This window comes from Actinomadura meyerae (genome assembly GCF_900188445.1).
Classification (GTDB): domain Bacteria; phylum Actinomycetota; class Actinomycetes; order Streptosporangiales; family Streptosporangiaceae; genus Spirillospora; species Spirillospora meyerae.
In genome coordinates this window covers 298528-324496 of the sequence record NZ_FZOR01000001.1, presented here as the reverse complement: position 1 = coordinate 324496, position 25969 = coordinate 298528, and the positions used below count along the sequence as shown (strand labels likewise).

Sequence of the window (25969 nt, the reverse complement as noted above, 5' to 3'; positions counted from 1 at the left end):
GGAGAGGCCCGCCACCGCGGCTGCGGTGGCGGGCCCCTGCGCGTGCGGTCAGTGGCTGATCTCCTGCGGCGGGCGGCCGCCCTCGATCTCCTCGTGCTCGCCGTGCGCGTGCTCCTCGACGGGGATGTCGTCGAAGGTCCACGCCCGGTTGAGCCGCGACCGCAGGTGGCCGATCGGGCCCTTGGCCCCCGGCGCCGGGATGCCGGCGGCGTCCCGCTCCGGCGGCTCCGGCCGCGCGTTCTCCTTCGACAGCAGGACGTGCTTCTCCTCGTCGCGCGGCGGCTCGTGGCGCTCGGAGAACTTGCCGTCCGGCGACATCAGGATGACGCCGCTCTCCACGCCGTGCCCGACGATGTCCGCGTCCTTGCGCTGCAGGCCGAGGCAGATCCGCTTCGTCACGATGAACGCGATGACCGGCCCGACGAAGAACGTCACCCGGAAGAACCACGTCGTGGCGAACAGCGACAGGTGGAACTTGTCCGCGAGGACGTCGTTCGCGCCGGCCAGCCACAGCAGCCCGTAGAAGGTGACCGCGGCGATGCCCGTCGCGGTGCGGACCGGGGCGTTGCGCGGCCGGGTGTTGACGTGGTGCTGCCGCTTGTCGCCGGTCACCCACGCCTCGATCCACGGCCAGGCCGCCGCGCCGCCGAACACGATGCCGAGCGGCAGGGCCGCCGGGATCAGCACGCTCAGGCTGAGCGTGTGGCCCCAGGCGTTGATCTCCCAGCCCGGCATGATGCGCAGCGAGCCCTCCAGGACGCCCATGTACCAGTCGGGCTGGGAGCCCGAGGAGATGGCGCCGGGGTCGTACGGGCCGAACAGCCAGATCGGGTTGATCTGCGCGAACGCCCCCAGCAGCGCCAGGACGCCGAAGGTGAACAGGAAGTAGGCGCCCGTCTTGGCCATGAACACCGGGTAGAACGGGTAGCCGTAGACCTGCTTCTCGGACTGGTTCTTGACCGGCATCGCGGTGTGCTTCTGCACCCACATGATCATCATGTGCGCGGTGACCATGCCGAGCAGCAGCGCCGGGATCAGCAGGATGTGCACCATGTACAGGCGCGGCACGATGTCCTGGCCGGGGAACTCACCGCCGAACAGGAACATGTACAGGTAGGTGCCGACGATCGGGATGCCCTCGGCCACGCCCTGCGTGATGCGCAGGCCGGTGCCGGAGAGCAGGTCGTCCGGCAGCGAGTAGCCCGCGAGGCCCTCCAGCATGCCCAGCGTGAACATGCCGATGCCGATCAGCCAGTTCAGCTCGCGCGGCTTGCGGTAGGCGCCGGTGAAGAAGACCCGGAGCATGTGCGCCAGGATCGACGCCATGAACAGCAGCGCCGCCCAGTGGTGGATCTGCCGCATGAGCAGGCCGCCGCGGACGTCGAAGCTGATGTTCAGCGTCGAGGCGTACGCCTCGGACATCTTCACGCCGTTGAGGGGCTTGTAGGAGCCCTCGTACACGACCTCCACCATGCTCGGCTTGAACCAGAGCGTCAGGAACGTCCCGGTCAGCAGCAGGATGATGAAGGAGTACAGGGCGATCTCGCCCAGCATGAAGGACCAGTGGTCCGGAAAGACCTTCTTCATGTTGCGCTTGAAGAAGGTGGTGGACCCGAGGCGGTCGTCGAGGAACGTCAGCGGGGCCTCGACCGCCTTGGGTGCTGTGGCCTCGCTCATCCGCGCTCCCAGAAGCTCGGGCCGACGGGTTCGTGGTAGTCGCTCGTGGCGACGATGTAACCGTCCTCGACCGCCAGCGGCAGCTGCGGGAGCGGCCGGGCCGCCGGGCCGAACACGACCTTGGCGGCGTCGGTGGCGTCGAAGGTGGACTGGTGGCACGGGCACAGGATGTGGTGCGTCGTCTGCTCGTACAGGGCCGCCGGGCAGCCGACGTGCGTGCAGACCTTGGAGTACGCGACGATCCCGTTGACGTGCCAGTTCTCCCGGCCCTTGGCGGGCTTGAACTGCTCCGCCGGGACGTTGATCAGGATCGTGACGGCCTTGGCGACCTGGGTGAGCACCTCGTCCTCGGGCAGGTGCTCCTCCATGCCCTCCGGCAGCACGGTGATCATCGAGCCGGGCGCGGCGAAGTCGCTGACCTTCAGCGGCTTGTTGGTGCCGTCCACCACCAGGCGGACGCCCTTCTTGCCCTGCTCCTTCGCCTGCTTGACGGCCTCGCCCCAGAAGGTGTGCCGCAGCTTCTTCTCCGGCAGCGGGCCGAGGTCGCGCAGCAGCACCAGCGGGGCCAGCCCGAGCGGCGCGGCGGCGAGCAGCAGCGTGCGGCGCAGCAGCGGCCGCTTGGTGATGCCGCTGTCCTCCGCGCCCTCCATGAAGTCCCGGCTGAACGCGGCCCGGGTCTCCTCGTCGGCGGCCAGCTCGTGCCGCTCCTGGACGATCGGCTTGCTGGTCATCAGCCGGCGCACCCAGATGGTGACGCCGGCGGCCAGGGACAGGAAGGCCAGCGCCATCGTCCCGCCGAGCCAGAAGTTGTTCTCCCGGGCGTCCAGCAGGCCGTGCATGCCGCCGTCCCGGCCGCTCCAGCCGATGAAGTAGGCGATGAACGCCACGCTCGACGCGAACGCCAGCAGGAAGAACGCCGCGACGATGCGCTCGGCGCGCTTGGCCGACCGCTCGTCGAGCTGCTCCCCCACACCCGCGGGCGCCGAGATGTTGTCCTCGGCGAGGAGCGCCTTCTCCCTCGCCGGGGACGGCGTGCCGATCACGCGCTCGCGCCGGCCGCCGTCCTCGCGCGGGCCCGTCGAGCCCGCGGTCTCCTTGTTGTCGTCGCTCATGACTTCTTCAGCTTCTTCGGCTTCTTAGCGGTGATCCACATGGCCGCCAGCACCATCAGGCTGAGCCCCACCAGCCAGGCGACCAGGCCCTCGCTCACCGGGCCGATGCGGCCGAGGCCGTTGCCGCCCGGGTTGGGCTCCTCGCGCGTCTGCACGAGGTAGGAGATGATCGCCTGCTTGTCCTCGGGCCGCAGCGTGGTGTCGTTGAACACCGGCATGGCCTGCGGGCCGGTCAGCATCGCCTCGTAGATCTGGGTGGGCGTGACGTCGCTCTTGGACAGCTCCGGCGCGTACTTGCCGCCGGTCAGCGCGCCGCCCTGGCCGGTGAAGTTGTGGCACTGCGCGCAGTTGGTGCGGAACAGCTTCCCGCCGAGCGCCACGTCGCCGTTCTCCGGGTCCACCGCCGACGCGGGCGGCACCTCGGGGCCGCCGCCCAGGGAGGCGATGTAGGCCCGCAGGTCGGCCAGGTTCTTCTCGGCCTGGGCCTTCTGCTTCTCGGCCGCCTCACGCTTCTCCGGCTCCTCGAAGTCGGTCTTGATCGAGGTGTTGAAGGCGGGGATCGGCGGCTTGCGCGGCACCTGGGCGCCGGGGTTCGACGCGGGCATGCGGCCCGTGCTGACCTGGAAGTCGACGGACGCGGCGCCCACCCCGATGAGGCTGGGCGCGATCGAGTTGCCCTCGGCGTCCTTCGTGCCCTCGGCGTTCAGCCCGTGGCAGCTCGCGCAGTTCTTGTTGAACAGCTCCTGCCCGTGCTTCAAGTCCTCCGCGGCCTGCGCGGTGCCCTGCGCCTCGGCGCGGTCGGTCCGCGGCGAGAAGCCGGCGTAGATCACGCCGATCGCCGCCAGGGCCGCCAGCACGACGGCGTAGCCCGCCCACGGGCGCCGTCGCCATGCGGTGATCCTTTTCACGGAAATCCCCGTTCGGGTCATGTCGTCGGGATGGGGTCAGAGGTCGAGCAGGTAAACGACCGAGAACAGGCCGATCCACACCACGTCGACGAAGTGCCAGTAGTAGGACACGACGATCGCGCTCGTCGCCTGCTCGTGGGTCCAGCGCTTGGCGGCGTAGGTCCGCCCGAGCAGGAACAGGAACGCGACCAGGCCGCCGATCACGTGCAGGCCGTGGAAGCCGGTGGCCAGGTAGAACACCGAGCCGTAGGCCGAGGACGAGAAGGTCAGCCCGTCGTGCACGACGAGGTTGTAGTACTCGAAGCCCTGGCCCGCGACGAAGTAGGCGCCCATGAGGAACGAGAGGACGTACCACTCGCGCAGACCCCACCGGGCCGGGTTCAGCAGGCTGCCGTCACGCCCGACCTTGCCCGCCTCGGCCTTGAACACGCCCATCTGGCACGTCACCGAGGACAGCACCAGGATGGTCGTGTTCACCGCCGACAGCGGCAGGTCCAGCGGGGCGCCCGGCCACGCGTCTTCACCGGACTGGCCGATCGTCACGGAGCGGATCGTGAAGAACATCGCGAACAGCGCCGCGAAGAACATCAGCTCGGACGACAGCCAAACGATCGTCCCCACGCTGACCAGATTGGGACGGTTCGCCCGTGCGTGAGGTGTTGTCTCTATCGCGGATGCTGTCACGGGCAGCATTATTGCGCCCCCATCCCGTGAGTGACGCATGACCCCCCTCCTAGGGTTCCCCGAGCGTGTTGCCGGGGCCCCCGACCCGGTACCCTCACGTGCATGAGCACCGCCCCGGAGAGCCCGATGAAGGTCCTCGTCTACAGCGACGACGCCAACACCCGCGCCCAGGTCCGGATGGCCATCGGGCGCCGCCCGGCCGCCGACCTCCCGAAGGTCGAGTTCGTCGAGGTCGCGACCCAGCCCGCCGCGGTGGCGCGGCTCGACGAGGGCGACATCGACGTCGCGATCGTCGACGGGGAGGCGCAGCCCGCGGGCGGGCTCGGCGTCTGCCGCCAGGCCAAGGACGAGGTGTACGACTGCCCGCCGTTCCTGGCGCTCATCGGCCGCCGCGACGACGGCTGGCTCGCCACCTGGTCGCGCGCCGACGCCGTCGCGAGCCTGCCGATCGACCCGATGGCCCTGGCCGGGGCCCTCGCCGGGCTGATGCGGCAGCGCCTGGAGAACCGCCTGCCCGCCCTGTAGCCCCGCGCCCGTCCGCCGAGGGCGGCCGCACGACACGACGACCCGGTAGGGGACATGGACGCCCGGACGAACTGGCCCGCACTGCTCAACGCCCTCCTGACGGGCGAGTCGCTGTCCAGCGAGGAGACCTCCTGGGCCATGAACAGCATCATGGCCGGCGAGGCCACCGACGTGCAGATCGCGGGCTTCGCCGTCGCGCTGCGCGCCAAGGGCGAGACCGTCGAGGAGGTCACCGGCCTCGCCGAGGGCATGATGGACAACGCCACCCCCATCGAGGTGCCCGGCCACATCGCCGACCTCGTCGGAACGGGCGGCGACCGGGCCCACACGGTCAACATCTCCACGATGGCCGCGGTCGTGGCGGCCGCGTCCGGCGTCCGCGTCGTCAAGCACGGCAACCGCGCGGCGTCGTCGTCCTGCGGCGCCGCCGACCTGCTGGAGCACCTCGGCGTCGCCATCGACCTGGCGCCCGAGGCCACCGTGCGGGTCGCCGAGGAGACCGGCATCACCTTCTGCTTCGCGCCGCTCTACCACCCGGCGCTGCGGCACGCGTCCCGCACCCGCAGCGAGCTCGGCACCCCGACGGTGTTCAACTTCCTCGGCCCGCTGACCAACCCGGCCCGCCCCGCCGCCCAGGCCGTCGGCGTGTTCCACCCCCGCATGGCGGGCGTCATCGCCGGCGTCTTCGCCGCCCGCGGCTGCTCCTCCCTGGTCTTCCGCGGCGACGACGGCCTCGACGAGCTCACCACGACCGGCACCTCCACCGTGTGGGTCGTCCGCGACGGCACCGCCACCGAGACCACCTTCGACCCCGCCGACCTCGGCATCCCCCCGGCCCGTCCCGAAGACCTGCGAGGCGCGGACGCCGAGTTCAACGCCCGCGTCGCCCGCGAGACGTTCGCCGGAGCCGAGGGCCCGGTCCGCGACATGGTCCTGCTGAACGCCGCCGCGCTCATCACCGCCTACGAGGGCACGCCACCGCCCGGCGAACTGACCGAGGCCCTACGCACCGGCTACGCCCGCGCAGCCGAAGCAATCGACGCAGGCAAGGCGAACAAGCTCCTAGACCGCTGGGTAGAAACGTCCAACTCCCTACGCTGACCCAACCAAGAGCCGCCCCTCAACCCCCGCTTGCCGGGGGGACAGGGGGCGGAGCCCCCACCGGGGGGGTGTAGGGGGCGGAGCCCCCACGGGGGTCGTAGGGGGCGGAGCCCCCTGCCGGGGGCGTGGGGGCGGGCCCCCACCGGGGACGGCGAAGCGCCTGAAGCGGAGCGCCAGCGAAGTCGAAAGGCGCAACCGCCGCCCCCGCAACGGGGGGCGTGGGGGGTCGCCCCCCCACACTCAATCAGCATCCGGAAGACCGAGGGCGAACGCCTGCTCCAGGTCGTGCTGGCTGTAGGTGCGGAACGCTATGTGGGTCTCGGTGCCGACGATGCCGGGGACCTTGTTGATGCGGCCGGGGATCACGTCGTTCAGTTCGTCGTGGCGGCGGACCCGGACCATCGCCATGAGGTCGTGGTCGCCGGTGATGGAGTAGACCTCGCTGACGCCGTCGAGCGCGGCGATCGTCTCGGCCACCTCGTGGATGCGCGCGACGTCGGCCTTGACGAACACGATCGCAGTGACCACTTCACCCTCCCCCTCAGACACGGACACTCCGACCCTACCGGGCGGGTCAGCCGCGGCTGAGCGCGGCCGGGCGGCGGGCGGGGCCGGCCCGGCGGGCGAGGAGGGCGAACACCACGCCGGCCACGAAGCCGTAGATGTGCGCGGTGTAGGCCACGTTGCTCTTCTCGTCGCCCAGCGACAGCCATTGCAGGACGAACCAGTACCCCAGCACCACCCAGACGGGGAGGCGGACGACGATGATGGGCGGGACCCAGCTGACGATGCGGCCGCGCGGGTTGAGGATGACGTAGGCGCCCATCACGCCGGCGATGGCGCCGGACGCGCCGATGAGGGGGACGGTCGAGTCGGGGGACGTCCACGCGAAGCCGTAGACGGCGACCAGGCCGAACACCAGGTAGCTCAGCAGGTAGCGCCAGCGGCCGAGGCGGTCTTCGACGCCCATGCCGACGACGAACAGCGCGACGAGGTTGCCCAGCAGGTGCAGCGCCCCGGAGTGCAGGAACATCGAGGTGAACGCGGAGGTCCAGGGTGCCTTGCCGAACGACGCGGGGCCGCACTCGTGCACGATGTCGGTCGGCAGGGGCTGCTGGTCGCCGGTGGTCAGCTCCTTGGGCACCGCGCCGTACTCGAAGGTGAAGTGGGCCGCCCGGCATTCGCGGACGCGGTCCTCGCCGTACCAGGTCGCGAAGTTCGACATGGGCGTGAGCAGGAAGACCACGACGTTCGCCGCGACGAGCAGGTACGTCACCCAGGGGACGCGTCGCGCCGGCTGGCTGTCGTAGAGGGGCAGTGCCACAGGGTCACCTTAGTGGGCGGCCGGGGCGCGAGCGGGACGGCTCGGACCGCTCGTAGGGCCGCTCGTAGGCCTTGTCGATCCATTCGCGCAGGCCCTCGGCGCCGTGCAGGGGGCACGTCCACGGGCCGTCGACCTCGACGAGCCGGACGCCGGGCAGGTCGAGCCAGCGCAGCACGCACTCCATCTCCTCGGCGGTGGCGCCGGCCGAGGGCGGTTCGCCGAGGGGGACGCCGCCGGGGGCCTCCCCGGAGGGCGGGAACACCGTCTCGGCGGTGGCGATGAGCGCGTCCACGTACGGGCGGGGGTGGGCGTGCGGCGGGACGGTCCCGGCGGCGGCGAGCCGGCCGTAGCGCACCACCGACAGCTCCCAGCCGCCGTCGAAGGCGGGCCTGGCCGCGACCAGCTGCGGCAGCCGGGCCAGCGCGGCGAGCCGCTGGCCGCGGGCGGCGGCGCGGACGAACGCGGCGAGCCGGTCGCGCTGCGCGGCGGCCTCCTCGTAGCGCAGTTCGGCGGCGAGCCGGTCGATGCGCACCTGGGCGGCGGCCACGACGGGGCGCACGTCGCCCTCCATGACGGCGCGGGCCGTCCCGGCGTGGACGGCGTAGGCGTCGGGCGACTCGCGGCCGTCGCAGGGCGCGCCGCAGCGCCCGATCTCGGCGAGCGCGCAGGCGCGGGCCTTGCCGCGCTCGATCAGCCGGAGCGTGAGCCGCTGGGTGCACTGGCGCAGCGGGACCGCCTCGTGCAGCGCGGCGCGCGCCTCCTCGGCCTGCCGCCGCGACGAGATCGGCCCGAGGTAGCGGGCGCCGTCGGCGCGGCACTCCCGGACGATCGACAGCCGCGGGAACGGCTCCACGGTCAGCTTCAGCCAGATCGCCCGCTCGGGGAACTTCGAGCGGCGGTTGTAGCGCGGCTTGTGCTCGGCGATCAGCCGCAGCTCGCGGACCTCGGCCTCCAGGCCGGTGGCGCACACGATCGTCCGGACGTTCTCGGCGAGGCCGACCATCTCGCGGACGCGCCAGCGCGTCTCCGAGCCGGTGAAGTAGCTGCGCACCCGGGAGCGCAGGTCGCCGCTCTTGCCGACGTAGAGCACCTCGCCGTCGCGGTCCTCGAACAGGTAGACGCCGGGGGTGCTCGGCACGTCGTCGGCGAGGTGCCGCTTGCGGCGCTGCTCGGGGGTGGGCGCCTTGGCGAAGCCCCGCATCTCCTCCAGGGAGGTGACGCCGAACGAGCCGAGCCGCTCGATGAGGCCGTGCAGGACCTCGGTGGTGGCGCGGGCGTCGGCGAGGGCGCGGTGGGTGGGCTCGTTGGCCGTCCGGAAGAAGCGGGCCAGCGTGCCGAGCTTGCAGTTGGGCACCTCGTCCCTGGACAGGACGCGGCGCGCCAGGTCGACGGTGTCGACGACGGGGAAGGCGGGCCAGGCGTACCCGTTCGCGGCGCAGGCGCTCTTCAGGAAGCCGATGTCGAACGGGGCGTTGTGCGCGACGAGGACGCAGCCGCGGGCGAACTCCAGGAACGCCGGCAGCACCGACTCGATGCGCGGCGCGGCCGTCACCATCGCGGTGGTGATGCCGGTCAGCGCGGTGATGAACGGCGGGACGGGGCCGCCCGGGTCCACCAGGGTGCCGAAGTCGCCGAGCTCCTCGCCGCCGCGCACCTTCACCGCGCCGATCTCGGTGATGGCCGAGTCGGCGGCCGAGCCGCCCGTGGTCTCCAGGTCGACCACCACGAAGGTGACCTCGGCGAGCGGCGTGCCGAGGTCGTCCAGTGTCCCCTGTACTCCGCCGCCCTGGACACCGTGCGCAGCAGTCATGTGCGCGACGGTAGAGGACCCCACCGACAGAAGCCGGGGCCGCTAGGGTTGGGGGGCGCCGGCACGTCCCGCCGGGCGGGGGCCGCGGGGGACGGCTCCCGGGAGCCCGGCGCGCCCCGTCCGGCCGGCCGTCCGCCCTGGCCGGCCGCCGGTTAGGACGCGGGGCGGCAGGGAAGACAGTGCCCACCGGCGGCGTAGCCCGGAAGGAGCGGGATCATCGACAGCGGCCCCGAAGCGACCCCCGGCTGCGCGGAGTCCGACGAGCATCTGGCCGGGCCCCTGCCCGAGCCGGTCCGGCAGTCGGTGGTCGAGGCCGCCGCCGAGCTGATCGGGGCGCTGCCCGCCGACGAGGTCCCGGTACCGCTGCGCCGGTTCGCGCGGTTCGAGCGCCGCAAGCGCGCCAAGCTCGCGGGGCAGCACATCGCGGCGGTGCTGGAGAAGGACGCCGCGTTCCGCGGCCGGGTCGCCGAGCCGCTGCGCGAGGCGCAGGCCGAGCTGGTCGAGCAGGTCGAGGCGGGGCGGGTGCCGCCCGCCGCCGATCCGGTCCGGGTCGCGGTGCTGGCGTACCTGCTGCGGCCCGCCGGCTGGACGGCGCTCGTCGACGCGGCCCGCGCGGAGCTGGAGCGGTCCGCGACCGCCTCCGAGGAGGAGGCGGCCGAGCGCCGCGTCGCCGCGCTGAAGGAGGAGCTGGCCGCCGCGCGTTCCGCGCGCTCGGCCGAGAACGACAAGCTCCGCGCCGAGCTGCGCGAGGCCAAGGCCGAGGTGGCCGAGCTGCGCCGCAAGCTGCACGACGCCCGCACCCGGTACCGGTCGGCGGAGGAGCGCGCGGACGCGGCGGCGGCGGACGCCGAGCGGCAGCTCGCGGCGGCCCGCGAGTCGACCGCCGCGGCGGAGAAGGAGCTGCGCAGGCTGCGCGCCCGCGCCGAGCGGGCCGAGGCCGCCGCCGAGGCCGCCAAGCGGGCCGCGCGGGAGGGGCGCAACGTCGACGACGTCCGGCTGCGGATGCTGCTCGACACGCTCGTGGACGCGGCGCAGGGCGTCCGGCGGGAGCTGGCGCTGCCCGCGACCATCGTCCGGCCGGCCGACGTGGTCGGCGGGCTGGAGCCGGACCGGCAGCCGCACCGCGCGCTGCCCGGCCGGGCCCTGTCCGACAGCGACCCGCAGCTGCTCGACCGGCTGCTGGCCCTGCCGCAGGTGCACCTGATCGTGGACGGCTACAACGTCACCAAGACCGGGTACGGGGAGCTGCCCCTGTCGGACCAGCGCAGCCGGCTCGTGTCCGGGCTCGGCGGGCTGGCGGCGCAGACCCGCGCCGAGGTGACCTGCGTGTTCGACGGCGCGGAGCTGGACGCGCCGGTGGCGATCGCCGCGCCGCGCGGCGTCCGGGTGCGGTTCAGCTCCCCCGGGCAGACCGCAGACGAGCTGATCGGCGAGCTGGTGCGGGCGGAGCCGCCGGGCCGTCCGGTGGTGGTGGTGTCCTCGGACCGGGAGGTCGCCGACGCGGCGCGCCGCGCCGACGCCCGGCCGTGCCCGTCCACGCTGCTGCTGCGCCGCCTCGGCCGGTCCTGACCGGGCGGGCGGTTCGGGCGGGCGGTTCGGGCGGGCGGTTCGGCTCGGCGGTTAAGGACGGTTTAAGGCCGCGATAAGGGACGTGTCGCAATCCGTGACATTGCCGCCACGGAAAGTGGACGATGCCCGTCGATGTCCATCAAAGAGTGACGAATCGGTTGTGACGGTTGTTGCCCATCGCTAATGTCGTCCGCTGACGTCGTGGACGAGAGGGGCGAAACCGACCGTGGCCAAAGATCTCATCGGGGCACCGGCACGCGAGCGTGACCGGAGGGGCGGCCCCGCGAGCAGAGGCACCTCCCGCCGCCTGGCGGCCGCCGCCTGCCTCACCGTGACCGCCGCCCTGGTCTCCCCCCCGGTGGTGGCGCACGCCGACCCCAGGCCGACCAAGGCTCAGGCCCAGAAGAAGCTCGACAAGCTGAGCGAGCAGTTCGACCAGGAAGTCGAGAAGTACAACCAGAACCGCGAGAAGCTCAAGGTCGCGAAGAAGAAGTACGACGCGGCGACCAAGGCGAGCAAGGAGGAGCAGGCCACCTTCGAGCAGCAGCGCTCCAAGATCGCCCAGATGGCGGCCGCCGCGTACAAGAACGGCGACTCCGCGGACGTGACGGGCTTCGTGGGCAGCAAGGACCCGCAGTCGATCCTCGACCAGGCGGCCGTCTTCTCCCACCTGTCGCACGAGCGCAGCTCCCAACTCACCCAGTTCCTCGCAACGGCGCAGCGGCTGCGCCGCGAGCAGGCGCAGGCCAAGGCGGCCTACGACGAGGTGAAGCAGAAGCAGGACGAGCTGAAGAAGAAGAAGGTCGAGCTCGACAAGGCGGTCGAGAAGCAGAAGGCGCTGGTCCGGCGGCTCGGCGGCGGCTCGTCCTCCTCCTCGGGCGGCGGGGCCACCGGCGGCACCTACACCGGCCCGGCGAGCGGCGCGCCGCGCACGGCGCTCGACTTCGCCTACGCCCAGCTCGGCAAGCCGTACCAGTACGGCGCGGAGGGTCCGAACTCCTACGACTGCTCCGGCCTGACGATGAAGGCGTGGGCGGCCGCGGGCGTCAACATCACCCGCACCACCAACTCCCAGTACGCGGCGACGAAGCGGGTGGCCAAGAGCAACCTGCAGCCGGGCGACCTGGTGTTCTTCAGCGGCCTCGGCCACGTCGGCCTGTACGTGGGCGGCGGCAAGATGATCCACGCTCCGCGCACCGGCAAGAACGTCGAGATCGTCAGCATCACCTCGGGCTACTACCTGAGCAACTACTACGGCGCCGGGCGCCCCTGACGCGCCCCGCCGGGCCCCCATGACGGGGCCCGGCACGGCTCCCCCGACAACGGACCAGGCTTGACCTGGTCCGTTGTTAATTTTGGGGGGGTTTGCCTTCTCTTGGGGCTTTGGTACCTTTGCCTCACTCACGGCGCCCTCCAGACGCCGTGGCCACGCGACGCCCACCAGGCGCCGCGGCCCCGCGCGGCACGGCAGTCCGCCGCGCGACGGCGGCGCGAGCCACGCGCCGCTCCCCCTCGGGACGGCACGCCCCACGCGCCGTCCCCGCGGCACCGACCGGTGCCGCGGCGGTCCGCACGCGCGGACCGCGGCCGGCCCGCCCACCGTGCGCACGCCCGCAGCGGCATGGCGCTGAGAGCGCGGCCACGGCGGTCCTTCCGGGCCAGCCTCCGGACGTCCCCCCGCGACGGGACGGGCGTCCGCACACAACATCAGGCGCCGCTCGTTCGCACGCGGGAGACAGGTCCCGCGCCGGGCCCCATCTCGCCCCCAGGAGCGCAGCGGCAGCGCCGAATCCGCCGCAGCGCGGAACCGGGGAACCACATCGCCGGAGTCCGGGAGCCCTCCCGGACGGGCATTCCGGCACCCGGGGTGAATCGGTGCGTCTCTCCCGGCCCCGTTCCGGTGGGAGCCCGCCGTAGGGCCAACTTCCTCGCCCGAACCCGTCAGCTAACCCGGTAGGCGTCTGGAAGAGCGAAGGAGTGATACCGCAGCGTTGCCTGGGCGTGGCCGCCCATCGTGCGGCCACGCCCCACCCCCGCGCGCTCCGCGGGCCCCCGCCCGCCGAGCGCTCCCCATCCGAACCGGCGCGCCCGCCACCGGGCACGCCACCGCCGAGTCCGCGGCCGCGCGAAGCGCCGCACGCGGAGCCGGGGACCCATCCAGTCCTTCACATCGGGGTGAATCGGCCTGCCCGAGGGCGGCCGTAGGGCGGCTTCCACGCCCGAACCCGTCAGCTAACCCGGTAGGCGGCATGGAAGTCGAGGAGACCCCCGTGCCAGGCGCACATCGCAAGAAGATCCCGGGCAGGCACCGCAAGCCGGCCCCCCTGTCCCTCCCCTGGCGGACGACCGGCGGCGTCCTCGTCGGCGCCGTGGTCATCGGCACCGCCGCGGTGACCGCGCAGGCGTCCGTACTGCCGTTCGGCTCGCCCCCGGCGGCCGGTACGGCGGCCGATGCCGCCGTCGCCAGGAAGACGGCGGGCAAGGGCTCGTCCGGGAACTCGTCCAAGGACGCCTCCGCAGCCGGGCGGAACGGCAAGGCCGCCAAGACGCCGAAGCCGCCGGCGCCGTCCCCCCGCAAGAGCGCCGAGGGCGAGCCGGAGCCGGCCGCCGCCGGAAAGGAGCCCGCGGCGTCGCGGCCCACCGCCGCGCAGGCCATCGCGCTGGCCCGGTCCCAGGTCGGCGTGAAGGAGGACGGCGGCGGCGAGACCAAGTTCCAGAAGTGGTACATGAGCACCGCCCGCGCGAAGGAGACCCTCGCGCGCGACGGCGGCTCCCTCGGCGGCTACAGCGACGCGAACTGGTGCGACATGTTCGTCTCCTGGGTCGGCGAGCAGATCGGCTTCAGCGACCAGATCGGCAGCGACGCCTGGACCGTCGCCCACGCCCGCTGGTTCCAGGAGCACGGCCGCTGGGGCACCGAGCCCCGGCCGGGCGCGGTCGTCTTCTTCGCCTGGTCCGGCGGCAAGGACGTCACCGACATCCGGCACGTCGGCATGGTGATCAAGAAGCTCGGCGACGGCACCGTCCAGACCGTCGAGGGCAACACCGGCAACGCCGTCAGGGTCAAGGTGCGCTCGGCCGCCGACATCGTCGGCTACGGATACCCCGAGTACCGGTCGTGACGTCCTCCCCGGCCGCGCGGGCTGCATAGGATCGCGCGCATGGAGGACGCTCGGGACCAGGACGATCCGGAGCGGGACGGCCCCGAGCGGGACGGCTCGCGGCGCGGCGGTCCCGTCACGCGGCGCAGGGCCCTGGCCCTCGGCGCGGGCGGGGCCGCCGCGCTGCTGGCGGGCGGTGCCGGGCTCCTCGGCGCGCGCGCCGGCGCCGGCGCGGCACCGCAGGCCCGCGCCGCCCGGGACGGCGCGTCGCGCGCGGCCGGGCCCTTCAGCCTCGACGACGCCGCGGCCGTCCTCGCGAACCGCGCGCGGGCCGTGCGGAGCGGCGACCGGTTCGCCTTCCTCGCCACCGTCGGGAACGCGCCGCGGACGTTCCAGGACGCCCAGGCCCGCATGTACGACAACCTCCGCAAGCTGCCCCTCGAAAGCTGGGAGGAACGCGCCGTCGGCACCCAGGCCGAGACCGACGACGGCGCCGTCCTCCGCGTGGAGGTGCGCTACAGGCTGCGGGGCTTCGACAAGGGCCACGTCGCCCGCACCCGCTACCTGGCGATGGCCCCCGGCTCCGGCACCTGGACGATCGCCGGGGACGGGACGTCCAGCGGCCTCACCGACGACGCCGAGATCTGGGACGGCGGGCCGCTGACCGTGGTCAGGGGCCGCAGCAGCCTCGTCATCGGCGACGCCGGCGGGCTCGACGGCATCGCCGCGCGCCTGGACGCCGCCGTCCCGGTCGTCACCGGCGTCGTCGGCCGCGGCTGGGCGCAGCGGGTCGTCGCGCTCGTCCCCGCGGACGCGGGCCTGGCGTCCGCGCTCGCGGGCCCCGGCCAGAGCCTCGGCGAGATCGCCGCGCTCGCGACGGTCGCCCCGGCGGGCGGCGGCGGGCGCGGCGAGGACCGCGTCATCGTCTCCCCCGGCACCTTCGGCCGCCTCAACGGCCTCGGGCGCGACGTGGTCCTCACCCACGAGCTGACCCATGTCGCCACCGGCGGCGCCCGCGACCGGCGGACCCCGCTGTGGCTCATCGAGGGCTTCGCCGACTACGTCGGCTACCGCCGCGTCAAGATCGGCGTCCGGTCGGCGGCCGGCGAGCTGCACCGCGAGGTCGCCGCGGGGCGCCTCCCCGCCGCACTGCCCGCGGCGACCGCCTTCGCGGGCGGCTCCCCGCGCCTGTCCCAGGCGTACCAGGAGTCCTGGCTCGCCTGCCGGATGGTCGCCGACCGGTACGGTGAGGCGACGCTCGTGCGGCTCTACCGGACCGCCGGGCGCGTCCCGGAGGCCGCCGCGCTGCGCGACGTGCTCGGCCTGACCCGGGAACGCTTCACCGCCCTGTGGCGCGAATACGTGAAGAAGGAGCTCGCATGAGTGAGCGAAGCGATGCGGGGGGTGTGGGGGGTCGTCCCCCCACAGGTGACACCAGTGAGCGGAGCGATGCGGGGGGTGTGGGGGGTCGTCCCCCCACAGGTGACACCAGTGAGCGGAGCGATGCGGGGGGTGTGGGGGGTCGACCCCCCACAGGCAACACCAGTGAGCGAAGCGATGCGGGAGGCGTGAAGGGTCGACCCCCCACAGGTGACACGAGCGAGCGCAACGATGCGGGTCCCGTGGGCGCGGCGGAGGCGGATGGGGGGCCTTCCGGTGATGGCGGGGTGCGGCGGGCTCGGGTCGCCGCCGGGGTCGCGGCGGGGGTCCTGTTCGCGGCCGTGGCGGCCGTGCTCGCGCTGACCACCCCGTGGAACCCGCTGCCGGGGCACGTGCCCGGCGGCCATGTGCGGGCCGATCCGGCGCTCGACTTCTCGCCCGCCGAGATCGCCCGGTCCAGGGCGTTCGACTCGGCGGTGAACCCGCCCGCCTACGCGGGGCTGCTGGTGGGGCTCGCGGTGGTCCTCGTGCTCGGCCTCACCCCGCTCGGTGCCCGGCTCATCGGCCGGGTCACCGCGCGCACCCGCCGCCGCCCCCTCAAGGTCGCGCTCGCCGCGGTCGTGCTCGTCACCGTGCTGCGGGTGGCCGGGCTGCCGTTCGACATCTGGCGCGAGACGGTGCTGCGCCGGTACGGGCTGTCGACGCAGAGCTGGCCCGCGTGGTCCGTCGACCAGCTGAAGTCCCTCGGCGTCGCCTGCGTCATCTACACGGTCGCGCTGCTGCTGCTGTACGCGGTGGTGCGCCGGTTCCCGCGCTACTGGTGGACGGGCGCCGCCGCCGGCGGGTTCGCCCTCGTGGTGTTCGTGTCGTTCGTCTACCCGATCGCCGTCGAGCCGGTGTTCAACAAGTTCCACTCGCTGCCCCAGGGGCAGCTGCGCGAGGACCTGCTCGCCATGGCGCGGCGGGACGGCGTGCCGGTGAAGGACGTCCTGGTCGCCGACGCCTCCCGCCGGACGACGTCGCTGAACGCCTACGTGTCCGGGTTCGGCTCCACGCGGCGCATCGTCCTCTACGACACGCTGCTGAAGTCGCCGCGCCCGCGGATCGAGTCGATCGTCGGGCACGAGCTCGGCCACGCCAAGAGCCGCGACGTCCTGTGGGGCACGCTGGTCGGTGCGCTGGGCGTGGCCGGTGCCCTGTGCCTGCTGTACCTCCTGACGACCTCTCCGCGGCTCCTGCGGCGCGCCGGGGTGGATCCGGACGGCGCGCCGGGCGGCGGGTCCCGCGGGCGGGGGGCGGCGGACCCGCGCACCGTCGCGCTGGTGCTCGCGCTCGTGGCCGCCGGGACGCAGGTGTCCGCCCCCGTCCAGAACCTCGTCAGCCGGCGCATCGAGGCCCGCGCCGACGCGCACGCCCTGAACCTCACCCGCGACCCGGCGACGTTCGTGTCGATGCAGCACGAGCTGTCGGTGCGGAACATCTCCGACCTGAGCCCCGACGCGCTGGAGCGCATCCTGTGGATGACGCATCCCGCGGGGCCCGACCGGATCGCGATGGCCCGCGACTGGGCCCGGATGAACCGCACGCCGGTCCCGCCGCCGCTCCGCTGAGCGCGCGCGTCAGTTCCCCTCCGCGCCCTGCTTGTGCGGAGCCTTCGGCTGCCCGCCCTGCCCCTGCTGCGCGGACAGGGTGGCCGCGTCAGGGCGCGGCGCGGTCGTCACCGCCCGCTTCAGCGCGCCGCCCTTCACCCAGTCGTCCCACTTCAGCTGCCAGAAGCCCCAGCCGTTGTCGGGCTCCAGCTCGCGGCTGGTGCCGGTCACCTCGACCGGGTCGCCGCGGTAGCTGAGGTTGTAGAACCACTTGGCGTTGGACGGGCTGATGTTGATGCAGCCGTGGCTGACGTTCGAGCTCCCCTGGGAGCCGACCGACCACGGCGCGCTGTGCACGTACTCGCCGCTGTTGGAGATGCGCACGGCCTTGTAGACGGTCAGGCTGTAGCCGCCGGGGCTCCCGGGGCTGACGCCCATCCACTCCGACGTCATGACGGTGGGGTCCTCCTTGGCCATCGTCAGGTGGACGCCGTTGGTGGTGGTGTACTTGCGGGACCCGCCGCGGCCCATGCTGGTCGGGATGGTCTTGACCTTCTTGCCGTTGACCTTGACGACCATCTTGTGCGAGTCCTCGCCCGCGGTGGACACGTGCGAGTCGCCGATCTTGAAGTCGACGGCGTAGTTCTTCCCGCCGTAGACGTCCCCGCCGGTGCGCACGCCGGCCAGGTGCGCGCGGAACCGCACGTTCGTGTGCGCCGGCCAGTACTCCCTGGTGCGGAACACAACCTGCTGGTCACTGAACCAGTGCCAGGCGCCCTCCACGGTCCGGTCCGCGGTGACCTCCAGCCCCCGCTCGACCGCCGCGCGGTCCTTCACCGGCTTCTCGAAGTTCACGATGATCGGGATGCCGACCCCGACCGTCTCCTTGTTGTAGGGCGCCTCGACCGTCGCGCCGTTGGTCTTGGCGGCCTTCGCCGTGGTGAAGCTGCTGGACACCGTCCGCGTCCGGCCGTCCTCGCCGAGCGCCGTCGCGGCGACCGTGTAGGACCTGCCGGGCTCCAGCGTCCAGCGCGACCGCCACTGCGTCCGGTCGGCGCTGAGGTCCCCCTCGACCGAGCCCCGCCCGGTCGACACCGTCACGTTCTGGATCGTGCCGCCGTGCGCCCGCACGTCGATCTGGCTGTCCGGCCTGAGCTTCCCGCCGCCGCTCACCGGCGACACCGCGAGCCGTACCGCCTTCCCCGCCTCCGGTGCACCGCCCGAGCACGCGGCGGCACCCGCCACGACGCTCGCGCCGACGAAGACGGCGGCGGCGCGCCGGCCCCGCTCCCCCGGTCCTGAGCCACCCACCCGCATGTGGACCCCCCGGTCGTCCTTCTGGGCGATCGGTCCGCCTTGCCCAGCCCGGTGGCTGGAACGGCGCCCAGTATGTGAAAGGGCCGGTACCCGCTAAAAAGCGGACACCGGCCCCCGATGGGGTTCTTTTACCGACTAGTGGGCGAAATGACCCCGGTAGTACTCGAAGACGAGACCGATCGTGGTGAGGATGGCGGCGCACGCACCGAGGATCACCAGCCACCAGCCGAACACGATGCCGAGCGACACCGCCGCGGCCGACAGCGCCACCCACAGCGGCCACCAGCTGTGCGGGCTGAAGAAGCCCAGCTCACCGGCGGCGTCCGCGATCTCGCCCTGCGGGTCGTCCTCGAACAGCGGGCCCGCGTTCGCCCGCTCCAGGCGGCGGATCGTGAAGTGGATGTAGAAGCCGATGAGCCCGGCGAGGCCGACGGCGAGGCCGAGCGCCGTCGCGCCCGTCCAGTCCTTGGACCAGAGCCAGTACACGACGTCGGTCGCCAGGAAGAAGACGGCGCAGCCGTAGAACATGAACGCCTGGACGCGCATCCGCTACTCCCCCTTCGCCCCGGCGAGCTCGCCCTTGGCACCCACGTGCGGGTGGTGCAGGTCGAACGCCGGCCGCTCGGAACGGATCTTCGGGATCGAGTTGAAGTTGTGCCGCGGCGGCGGGCAGGACGTGGCCCACTCCAGCGAGTTGGAGTAGCCCCACGGGTCGTCGACCTCGACCTTCTTGCCCTTCTTCCACGTGATGTAGACGTTGTAGAAGAACGGCAGCATCGAGGCGCCCAGGATGAACGAGAAGATCGTCGAGATCTCGTTCAGCCCGTGGAACTCGGCCGGGTAGTCGGCGTACCGGCGCGGCATGCCCTCCGCGCCCAGCCAGTGCTGCACGAGGAACGTGCCGTGGAAGCCGATGAACAGCAGCCAGAAGTGCACGTGGCCGAGCTTGTCGTTGAGCATCTTGCCGGTCCACTTCGGCCACCAGAAGTAGAAGCCCGCGAACATCGCGAACACCACGGTGCCGAAGACGACGTAGTGGAAGTGCGCCACGACGAAGTAGGAGTCGGAGAGCTGGAAGTCCATCGGCGGGGACGCCAGGATGACGCCGGTGAGACCGCCGAACAGGAACGTCACGAGGAAGCCCAGCGACCACAGCATCGGCGATTCGAACGTCAGTTGCCCTCGCCAGATGGTTCCCACCCAGTTGAAGAACTTCACCCCCGTGGGCACGGCGATGAGGAACGACATGAAGGAGAAGAACGGCAGCAGCACCTGGCCGGTCACGAACATGTGGTGCGCCCACACGGTGATGGACAGGCCGGTGATGGTGATGGTCGCGAAGACCAGGCCGATGTAGCCGAAGACCGGCTTGCGGCTGAACACCGGGAGGATCTCGGTCACGATGCCGAAGAAGGGCAACGCGATGATGTAGACCTCCGGATGCCCGAAGAACCAGAACAGGTGCTGCCAGAGCAGCGCCCCGCCGTGCGCGGCGTCGAAGATGTGCGCGCCGAGCTTGCGGTCGGCCTCCAGGGCCAGCAGCGCGGCGGCGAGGACCGGGAAGGCCAGCAGGACCAGGATGGAGGTCAGCAGGACGTTCCAGGTGAAGATCGGCATCCGGAACATCGTCATGCCGGGCGCGCGCATGCACAGGATCGTGGTGATGAAGTTGACCGCGCCCATGATGGTGCCGAAGCCGGACATCGCCAGGCCCATCACCCACATGTCGCCGCCGACGCCCGGCGAGCGGACCGCGTCCGACAGCGGGGTGTAGGCGAACCACCCGAAGCTGGCCGCGCCGCCCGGGGTCAGGAAGCCCGCGATGACGATCAGGCTGCCGAACAGGAACAGCCAGTAGGCCAGCATGTTCAGCCGCGGGAACGCCACGTCCGGGGCGCCGATCTGCAGCGGCATGATCACGTTGGTGAAGCCCGCGAACAGCGGCGTCGCGAACATCAGCAGCATGATCGTGCCGTGCATGGTGAACAGCTGGTTGTACTGCTCGTTGCTGACGACCTGCAGCCCCGGCTCGAACAGCTCGGCGCGGATGAGCAGCGCGAGCACACCGCCGAACAGGAACATGAAGAACGAGGTGATCAGGTAGAGGTAGCCGATCACCTTGTGGTCGGTGGACGACATCCAGGAGGCGATGAGGCGCCCCTTGCTCGTCCGCGGCGCGGCGATCGGCGCGCTCGGGGCGTGACTCGTCGCGGTCACTTCCCACCTCCCGCGGCCAGTGCTTGCTTCGAATCTGCGATGAACTTCTGGTACGTCTCGGGCTTCACGACGCGGAGCTGGAACAGCATCTTGCTGTGGTCGACGCCGCAGAGTTCGGCGCAGCGGCCCTCATAGGTGCCGGTCTTGGTCGCCGTGAACTCGAACTCGTTGGTGTACCCCGGCATGACGTCCTTCTTGTAGATCAGCGCGGGGACCCAGAACGAGTGGATGACGTCGTTGGCGTGCAGCCGCACCCGGACCTTCTCGCCGACGGGGACGACCATGACCGGCTTGCCCGGAGCGGGCCCGTTGGGGGCCACCGGAACGCCGGTGACGGTGGCGACGGTCTTGTCGCCCTCCTTGTAGTCGAACTGCCAGCTCCACTGGTAACCGGTCACGTCGACGACCACCGCGGGATTGTCGGTGGTCTTCTCGACGAAGTTCTCGTCGCGTGCGGTGAAGTAGAACAGGACCGCGATGATGACGAACGGGACCGCCGTATAGAGGATCTCGATCGGCATGTTGTAGCGGACCTGCGGCGGCAGGTCGTCGGAGCGCTTGCGGTGGAAGAGCACCGCCCAGATGATCAGGCCCCAGACGACGCCCCCGACCGCGAACGCCGCGATCCAGGAGCCCTGCCACAGGTGCAGTATGCGCTCACCCTGAACGCTGATCGGCTCGGGCAGGCCCAGCCGGGAACCACTGCAGCCGGTGGCGGCGAGCGCCAGCAGCCCTAGCGCACCGGCGCTTTTCAATGCGCGGCGACTGCGCACAGGCGTACGCCGCTCCCTAGAGCGGGTCGGACTCACGGAATGCCTTCCCCACGGATGAAGCCCGGTCGGCCGGGCGGTGAGATCACTGTTTACACGTGTGGTGGACACCCTAGCGCGAGGGTCGGCCGACCCCCCGATCGGGTGCCCGGTTAGTGTTTCACCGTGGCCGATACGAGCACGGCGGGCGCTCCGTCCGGGGTCGCCTACTTCGACGCCGCGTCCACCGAGGCGCCGCACCCGGCCGCGCGCGCCGCGCTGCTGGAGGCGCTGGACGCGGGCTGGGCCGACCCCGCGCGGCTGTACGGGCCGGCGCGCGCCGTCCGGCTGCTCCTCGACCGCGCCCGCGCGCGTGTCGCGGGCGTCCTCGGCGCGCGTCCCGACGAGGTGTCGTTCACGTCCTCGGGCACCCAGGCGGTGCACCTGGCGGTCCTCGGGGGGCTCCAGGCGCGCCGGCGGGTCGGGCGCCACCTCGTGGTGAGCGCCGTGGAGCACTCCAGCGTGCTGCACGCCGCAGAGCTGCACGAGCGCGGCGGCGGCGAGGTGACCGTCGTCGGCGTCGACCGCACCGGGCGCGTCGACCCGGAGGACTTCGCCGCGGCGCTGCGCCCCGACACCGCGCTCGCGTGCCTGCAGTCGGCCAACCACGAGGTCGGCACCGTGCAGCCGGTCGCCGAGGCGGCGGAGGCGTGCCGCGCCGCCCGGGTGCCGCTGTTCGTGGACGCCGCGCAGTCCCTCGGCCGGGCGGACGTCCCGGCCGGCTGGTCGTTCCTCGCGGGCAGCGCGCACAAGTGGGGCGGCCCCGCGGGCGTCGGCGTGCTCGCCGTCCGCAAGGGCACCCGGTGGCGCAGCCCGCTGCCGGACGACGAGCGGGAGGGCCGCCGCGTCCCCGGGTTCGAGAACGTTCCGGCCATCGTGGCGGCGGCCGCCGCGCTGGAGGCGTACCGTGCGGAGATGGCGGCGGACGCGCCGCGCGTCTCGGCGCTGGTGGACCGCATCCGCGCGGAGGTGGCGCGGACCGTCCCCGACGTGGAGGTGGTCGGCGACCCGGTCCGGCGGCTGCCCCACCTGGTGACGTTCTCGTGCCTGTACGTCGAGGGCGAGGCGCTGCTGACCGAACTGGACCGGCTGGGTTTCGCGGTTTCCTCCGGGAGCTCGTGCACGGCGGATACGCTGCGTCCCAGTCACGTGCTGGAGGCGATGGGGGTGCTCACCCATGGGAACGTCCGGGTATCGCTGCCGCGCGGCGTCGCCGCGGCGGACGTCGACCGCTTCCTCGGCGTCCTGCCCGGCGCGGTCGCCCGGCTCCGCGAGACGCTGAGGGCCGCGACATGACGAGCCGCATCGCGGGCCGCGCCTCCGCCGGCCGGGCCATGAGCGGGCGCCGGACGGCCGGCGCCGCCGAGACGGGGAGGCGGTCGCGCCCATGAGGTTCCGAGGCCGCGGCAGGAACGGGACGCCGCCCGCGCAGGCGGCGCCGCCGCCCGAGCCGGCCCCCGCCGGCCCGCCGCCCGTGCTCGTCATCGACGCGCTCGGCCGCAAGTGCCCCATCCCGATCATCATGCTCGCCGAGCGGATCCGCGAGGTCCCGGTCGGGCAGGTCGTGGCCGTCCTCGCCGACGACGCCGCCGCCCGCACCGACGTGCCCGCCTGGTGCCGGATGAAGTCGCAGGACTTCGTCCGCGAGGAGACCCTCCAGCAGGGCGGCTGGGGCTTCCACATCCGCCGCACGTACTGACGCCGCCGCACGTACCGGCACCGCCGCACGTACTGACGCCGCCGCACGTACCGGCGCCGCCGCACGTACCGGCGCGCCGGAGGGCCACGCCGGGCGGCGCGGCCCTCCGGGCTCGCTGCGGGCGCGGGCCGCTCGCTACGGGTTCGGGCAGCTGATGTGCGCGGCGACGTCCGCGGCCGCGTCGGCGCCGTAGGTCGCGCCGAACCGGTCGAGGAACGCCTGGCGGGCGAGGGTGTACTCCTGCGGGCCGGCGGCCTCCAGGGCGTACGCGGCGATGGCGCAGCCGACCTGCGCGGCGCGCTCCAGCGGCAGGTTCCAGGCGGTCGCCGTCAGGAAGCCGGCGCGGAACGCGTCGCCGACCCCGGTCGGGTCGGCGACGTTCTCGACCGGGACGCAGGGCACGTGCACGCCCTCCTCGCCCTCGCGGTCGATGACGACGCCCTTGGCGCCGAGGGTGGTGATGCGGACGGCGACGCGGGACAGGATCTCCGCGCCGCTCCAGCCGGTCTTCTCCTCGGCGAGCGCCTTCTCGTAGTCGTTGCTGAACAGGTAGGCGGCGCCGTCGATGAGGCGGCGCACGTCGGCGCCGTCCATCCGGGCGAGCTGCTGCGAGGGGTCGGCGGCGAACGGGATGCCGCGGGTGCGGCACTCGTCGGTGTGCCGCAGCATCGCGTCCGGGTCGTTCGGGCTGACGACGACGAGGTCGAGCCCGCCGACGCGGTCGGCGACCGGCTTGATCTCGATGGAGCGGGCCTCGCTCATCGCGCCGGCGTAGAACGTGGCGATCTGGTTCTGGTCCTGGTCGGTGGTGCACAGGAACCGGGCGGTGTGGTGGACGTCCGAGACGTGCACCGAGGCGGTGTCGACGGAGTGGCGCTCCAGCCAGGAGCGGTAGTCGGCGAAGTCGTCGCCGACGGAGCCGACGAGGATCGACTCCTTGCCGAGGCTGCCCATCCCGAAGCAGATGTTGGCGGCGATGCCGCCCCGGCGGATCTCCAGCTCGTCCACCAGGAACGACAGCGACACCCGGTCCAGCTGGTCGGGCAGGAGCTGGTCGGTGAACCTGCCGGGGAAGGTCATCAGATGGTCGGTCGCAATGGAGCCAGTCACGGCGATGCGCACGGCGTCGCTCTCCTCGTCGTGGTCGTCCGGCTGATTCACCGGCTGTTTCGAACCCCGAAAGACTACTTCCCCATGGGACTACAGATCGTCCCCATGCCCGGGCCCGCGGAGCGGAAACGGCCCGTCCCGGACACGCGGAAGGGCGGCCCGGGCATGGCCCGGACCGCCCTTCCGGGACGTTCCGCTCGTCCGGCGCGCCCGCCCGGCGGGCCCGCGGTGCGCGCGGGGTACCGGCCGGCGCGGCGCCTCAGTTGAAGGAGTCGCCGCAGGCGCAGGAGCCCGACGCGTTCGGGTTGTCGATCGTGAAGCCCTGCTTCTCGATCGAGTCGACGAAGTCGATGGTGGCGCCGGTGAGGTAGGGCGCGCTCATGCGGTCGACGCGCACGTTGAGGCCGCCGAAGTCCTGCACGAGGTCCCCGTCCATCTCCCGCTCGTCGAAGAAGAGCTGGTAGATGAGGCCGGAGCAGCCGCCCGGCTGCACGGCGACACGCAGCGCAAGGTCGTCGCGGCCCTCCTGCTCGAGCAGGCCCTTGGCCTTCTCGGCGGCGGCGTCGGTGAGGACGACGCCCTGCTGCGTGGTCTCCTGCGTGGTCTCGCCTGAAACCGTCATGTGTTCAGCTCCCGGGTCTGGCTGCGCCGCGGTGCGGCGGGCTGTCGCTTGTCCGAGGACGTCATGCGCCTCTTCCCGTAGGACAACGTACCTCGCTACAAGGCCATTCCGCTTATCGGCCGGGTTTAACTCCCCGGCCCGGTGCGTTCTACGTCACACCGCCGCCGGCCGCGGGATGTGCCATCATTAGTCGTCAAAGCGACGATAAGCCCCGTCGCCGAAGGGAGAATCCCGATGACCACCCCGGTACGCGACCTTCCGCTGCTGCTGCTCGGCACCGGTGCCGATCCCGCCAGCGAGCGCGGCGTGGACTGCCCCGGCGAGCTGCCGCCGGCGTCCGATCCCGCGCTGGTCGAGCGCGCCCGCGCCGCCAAGGCGTCCCTCGGCGACCGGGTGTTCGTCCTCGGCCACCACTACCAGCGGGACGAGGTCATCCAGTTCGCCGACGTCACCGGCGACTCGTTCAAGCTGGCCCGGCAGGCGGCGGCCCGCCCGGAGGCGCCCTACGTCGTGTTCTGCGGCGTGCACTTCATGGCGGAGTCAGCCGACATCCTCACCGCCGCCCACCAGCGGGTGATCCTGCCCGACCTCGCCGCCGGCTGCTCGATGGCCGACATGGCGACCTTCGACCAGGTCGAGGACTGCTGGGACGTCCTGGAGGACGCCGGCGTCGCCGACGACGTCGTGCCCGTCACGTACATGAACTCCTCCGCCGACATCAAGGCGTTCGTCGGCCGGCACGGCGGCGTGGTGTGCACCTCGTCCAACGCCAAGCGCGCCCTCGACTGGGCCTACGGCAAGGGCAAGAAGGTCCTGTTCCTGCCCGACCAGCACCTCGGCCGCAACACCGCCGTCCTGGAGATGGGCTTCTCGCTGGACGACTGCGTCGTCTACAGCCCGCACCGGCGCGAGGGAGGGCTCACCCGGCAGCAGCTGCGGGACGCCAAGATGATCCTCTGGCGCGGCCACTGCTCGGTGCACGGCCGGTTCACCAAGGAGTCGGTGGACGAGGTCAGGGAGCGCGTCCCCGGGGTGAACGTCCTCGTGCACCCCGAGTGCCGCCACGAGGTCGTCACGGCCGCCGACCAGATCGGCTCCACCGAGTACATCATCAGGACGATCGAGGCCGCCGAGCCCGGCTCGTCCTGGGCGGTCGGCACCGAGCTGAACCTCGTCCGGCGGCTCGCGAACGCCCACCCGGACAAGAACGTCATGTTCCTCGACAAGACGGTCTGCTACTGCTCGACGATGAACCGCATCGACCTGCCGCACCTGGTGCTGTCGCTGGAGTCGCTGGCGGCCGGGGACGTCCAGAACGTCATCGAGGTGGACGAGGAGACCGCGCACTACGCCCGCGCGGCCCTCGACCAGATGCTCGCCCTGCCCTAGCGGGACCCGCGGGGACGCGCCCGGCC

The 25969-nt window shown here is 72.4% G+C and carries 23 protein-coding genes and 2 riboswitches; of the genes, 10 read left to right on the top strand and 13 right to left on the bottom strand.

The genetic code is table 11. The features are described 5' to 3' along the window. Nucleotides 1-48: 48 nt before the first annotated feature. Genes qcrB through ctaE form a run of 4 tightly spaced genes read right to left on the bottom strand, consistent with a single transcriptional unit; the run spans nt 49 to nt 4390 of the window. A complete protein-coding gene (qcrB, locus tag CHF16_RS01495; protein ID WP_089324032.1) occupies nt 49-1677 on the bottom strand; it encodes a cytochrome bc1 complex cytochrome b subunit in 1629 nt (542 codons plus the stop codon). Then, nucleotides 1674-2789 carry a cytochrome bc1 complex Rieske iron-sulfur subunit gene (qcrA, locus tag CHF16_RS01490; RefSeq protein WP_089324031.1) on the bottom strand — a complete coding sequence of 372 codons (1116 nt, stop codon included), beginning with the start codon at nt 2787-2789 and terminating at the stop codon, nt 1674-1676. The genes qcrB and qcrA overlap by 4 nt, the downstream gene beginning before the upstream one ends. After that, a complete protein-coding gene (qcrC, locus tag CHF16_RS01485; RefSeq protein ID WP_089324030.1) occupies nt 2786-3697 on the bottom strand; it encodes a cytochrome bc1 complex diheme cytochrome c subunit in 912 nt (303 codons plus the stop codon). Before qcrC ends, qcrA begins: the two co-directional genes overlap by 4 nt. Before the next feature lie 36 nt (nt 3698-3733). Then, nucleotides 3734-4390 carry an aa3-type cytochrome oxidase subunit III gene (ctaE, locus tag CHF16_RS01480; RefSeq protein ID WP_089324029.1) on the bottom strand — a complete coding sequence of 219 codons (657 nt, stop codon included), beginning with the start codon at nt 4388-4390 and terminating at the stop codon, nt 3734-3736. 93 nt (nt 4391-4483) lie between these two features. Here ctaE and CHF16_RS01475 point away from each other — a divergent pair, with 93 nt between their 5' ends. Together CHF16_RS01475 and trpD are read left to right on the top strand one after the other, a co-directional pair. Next, nucleotides 4484-4906: a response regulator transcription factor gene (locus CHF16_RS01475; RefSeq protein WP_089324028.1), complete on the top strand. Its 423-nt coding sequence runs from the start codon at nt 4484-4486 to the stop codon at nt 4904-4906. Between the two features lie 54 nt (nt 4907-4960). Then, a complete protein-coding gene (gene trpD, locus CHF16_RS01470; protein ID WP_089324027.1) occupies nt 4961-6007 on the top strand; it encodes an anthranilate phosphoribosyltransferase in 1047 nt (348 codons plus the stop codon). Nucleotides 6008-6247: 240 nt separating this feature from the next. On the opposite strand, the gene CHF16_RS01465 is transcribed toward trpD, so the two are convergent. The 3 genes from CHF16_RS01465 to CHF16_RS01455 are packed head-to-tail and all read right to left on the bottom strand — an operon-like array spanning nt 6248 to nt 9141. Next, the gene (locus CHF16_RS01465) at nt 6248-6535 is read right to left on the bottom strand and encodes an Lrp/AsnC family transcriptional regulator (RefSeq protein WP_089324026.1); all 288 of its coding nucleotides are present in this window, start codon (nt 6533-6535) and stop codon (nt 6248-6250) included. 46 nt (nt 6536-6581) lie between these two features. Next, the gene (locus CHF16_RS01460) at nt 6582-7331 is read right to left on the bottom strand and encodes a rhomboid family intramembrane serine protease (protein WP_089324025.1); all 750 of its coding nucleotides are present in this window, start codon (nt 7329-7331) and stop codon (nt 6582-6584) included. A gap of 4 nt (nt 7332-7335) precedes the next feature. After that, the gene (locus CHF16_RS01455) at nt 7336-9141 is read right to left on the bottom strand and encodes a DEDD exonuclease domain-containing protein (protein WP_089324024.1); all 1806 of its coding nucleotides are present in this window, start codon (nt 9139-9141) and stop codon (nt 7336-7338) included. A gap of 303 nt (nt 9142-9444) precedes the next feature. Between CHF16_RS01455 and CHF16_RS01450 the strand changes: the two genes are divergently transcribed. The 5 genes from CHF16_RS01450 to CHF16_RS01430 all read left to right on the top strand — a co-directional run bounded on the left by CHF16_RS01450 (nt 9445) and on the right by CHF16_RS01430 (nt 16801). Further along, complete coding sequence (locus CHF16_RS01450) at nt 9445-10710, top strand: NYN domain-containing protein (protein WP_245868136.1); 1266 nt, start codon at nt 9445-9447, stop codon at nt 10708-10710. A 226-nt stretch (nt 10711-10936) separates the two neighbouring features. Beyond that, nucleotides 10937-11983 (top strand): C40 family peptidase, encoded by a 1047-nt coding sequence (locus CHF16_RS01445; RefSeq protein ID WP_089324023.1) that lies wholly within the window; start codon nt 10937-10939, stop codon nt 11981-11983. Between the two features lie 500 nt (nt 11984-12483). After that, nucleotides 12484-12685: riboswitch (cyclic di-AMP (ydaO/yuaA leader) on the top strand. A gap of 146 nt (nt 12686-12831) precedes the next feature. Further along, nucleotides 12832-12973, top strand: a riboswitch (cyclic di-AMP (ydaO/yuaA leader). Between the two features lie 7 nt (nt 12974-12980). Next, nucleotides 12981-13832, top strand: coding sequence for a CHAP domain-containing protein (locus CHF16_RS01440; protein ID WP_245868135.1), 852 nt, complete (start codon nt 12981-12983; stop codon nt 13830-13832). 39 nt (nt 13833-13871) lie between these two features. After that, nucleotides 13872-15194, top strand: a complete 1323-nt coding sequence (locus tag CHF16_RS01435) for a hypothetical protein (RefSeq protein WP_089324021.1) — start codon at nt 13872-13874, stop codon at nt 15192-15194. A gap of 284 nt (nt 15195-15478) precedes the next feature. Beyond that, on the top strand, nt 15479-16801 hold the full coding sequence (locus tag CHF16_RS01430) for a M48 family metallopeptidase (RefSeq protein WP_245868133.1): 1323 nt from the start codon (nt 15479-15481) through the stop codon (nt 16799-16801). A gap of 9 nt (nt 16802-16810) precedes the next feature. On the opposite strand, the gene CHF16_RS01425 is transcribed toward CHF16_RS01430, so the two are convergent. The 4 genes from CHF16_RS01425 to ctaC form a co-directional block, all read right to left on the bottom strand. Next, entirely contained in the window at nt 16811-18097 is a 1287-nt protein-coding gene (locus CHF16_RS01425; RefSeq protein WP_089324019.1) for a L,D-transpeptidase, read from the bottom strand. A 135-nt stretch (nt 18098-18232) separates the two neighbouring features. Further along, nucleotides 18233-18643 (bottom strand): cytochrome c oxidase subunit 4, encoded by a 411-nt coding sequence (locus CHF16_RS01420; RefSeq protein ID WP_089324018.1) that lies wholly within the window; start codon nt 18641-18643, stop codon nt 18233-18235. 3 nt (nt 18644-18646) lie between these two features. Beyond that, complete coding sequence (gene ctaD, locus CHF16_RS01415; protein ID WP_089324017.1) at nt 18647-20314, bottom strand: aa3-type cytochrome oxidase subunit I; 1668 nt, start codon at nt 20312-20314, stop codon at nt 18647-18649. Then, the gene (ctaC, locus tag CHF16_RS01410; protein WP_245868131.1) at nt 20311-21069 is read right to left on the bottom strand and encodes an aa3-type cytochrome oxidase subunit II; all 759 of its coding nucleotides are present in this window, start codon (nt 21067-21069) and stop codon (nt 20311-20313) included. Before ctaC ends, ctaD begins: the two co-directional genes overlap by 4 nt. A gap of 180 nt (nt 21070-21249) precedes the next feature. On the opposite strand from ctaC, the gene CHF16_RS01405 reads away from it, so the two are divergent. Next, nucleotides 21250-22419 (top strand): cysteine desulfurase family protein, encoded by a 1170-nt coding sequence (locus CHF16_RS01405; protein WP_089324015.1) that lies wholly within the window; start codon nt 21250-21252, stop codon nt 22417-22419. A 91-nt stretch (nt 22420-22510) separates the two neighbouring features. Next, on the top strand, nt 22511-22822 hold the full coding sequence (locus tag CHF16_RS01400) for a sulfurtransferase TusA family protein (RefSeq protein WP_089324014.1): 312 nt from the start codon (nt 22511-22513) through the stop codon (nt 22820-22822). Between the two features lie 135 nt (nt 22823-22957). Here the strand turns inward: CHF16_RS01400 and CHF16_RS01395 are convergent, their stop codons facing one another. After that, complete coding sequence (locus tag CHF16_RS01395; RefSeq protein ID WP_089324276.1) at nt 22958-23944, bottom strand: carbohydrate kinase family protein; 987 nt, start codon at nt 23942-23944, stop codon at nt 22958-22960. Between the two features lie 247 nt (nt 23945-24191). Beyond that, on the bottom strand, nt 24192-24554 hold the full coding sequence (locus CHF16_RS01390) for a HesB/IscA family protein (protein WP_089324013.1): 363 nt from the start codon (nt 24552-24554) through the stop codon (nt 24192-24194). Nucleotides 24555-24788: 234 nt separating this feature from the next. On the opposite strand from CHF16_RS01390, the gene nadA reads away from it, so the two are divergent. Further along, nucleotides 24789-25943: a quinolinate synthase NadA gene (nadA, locus tag CHF16_RS01385; protein WP_089324012.1), complete on the top strand. Its 1155-nt coding sequence runs from the start codon at nt 24789-24791 to the stop codon at nt 25941-25943. Nucleotides 25944-25969 lie beyond the last annotated feature (26 nt).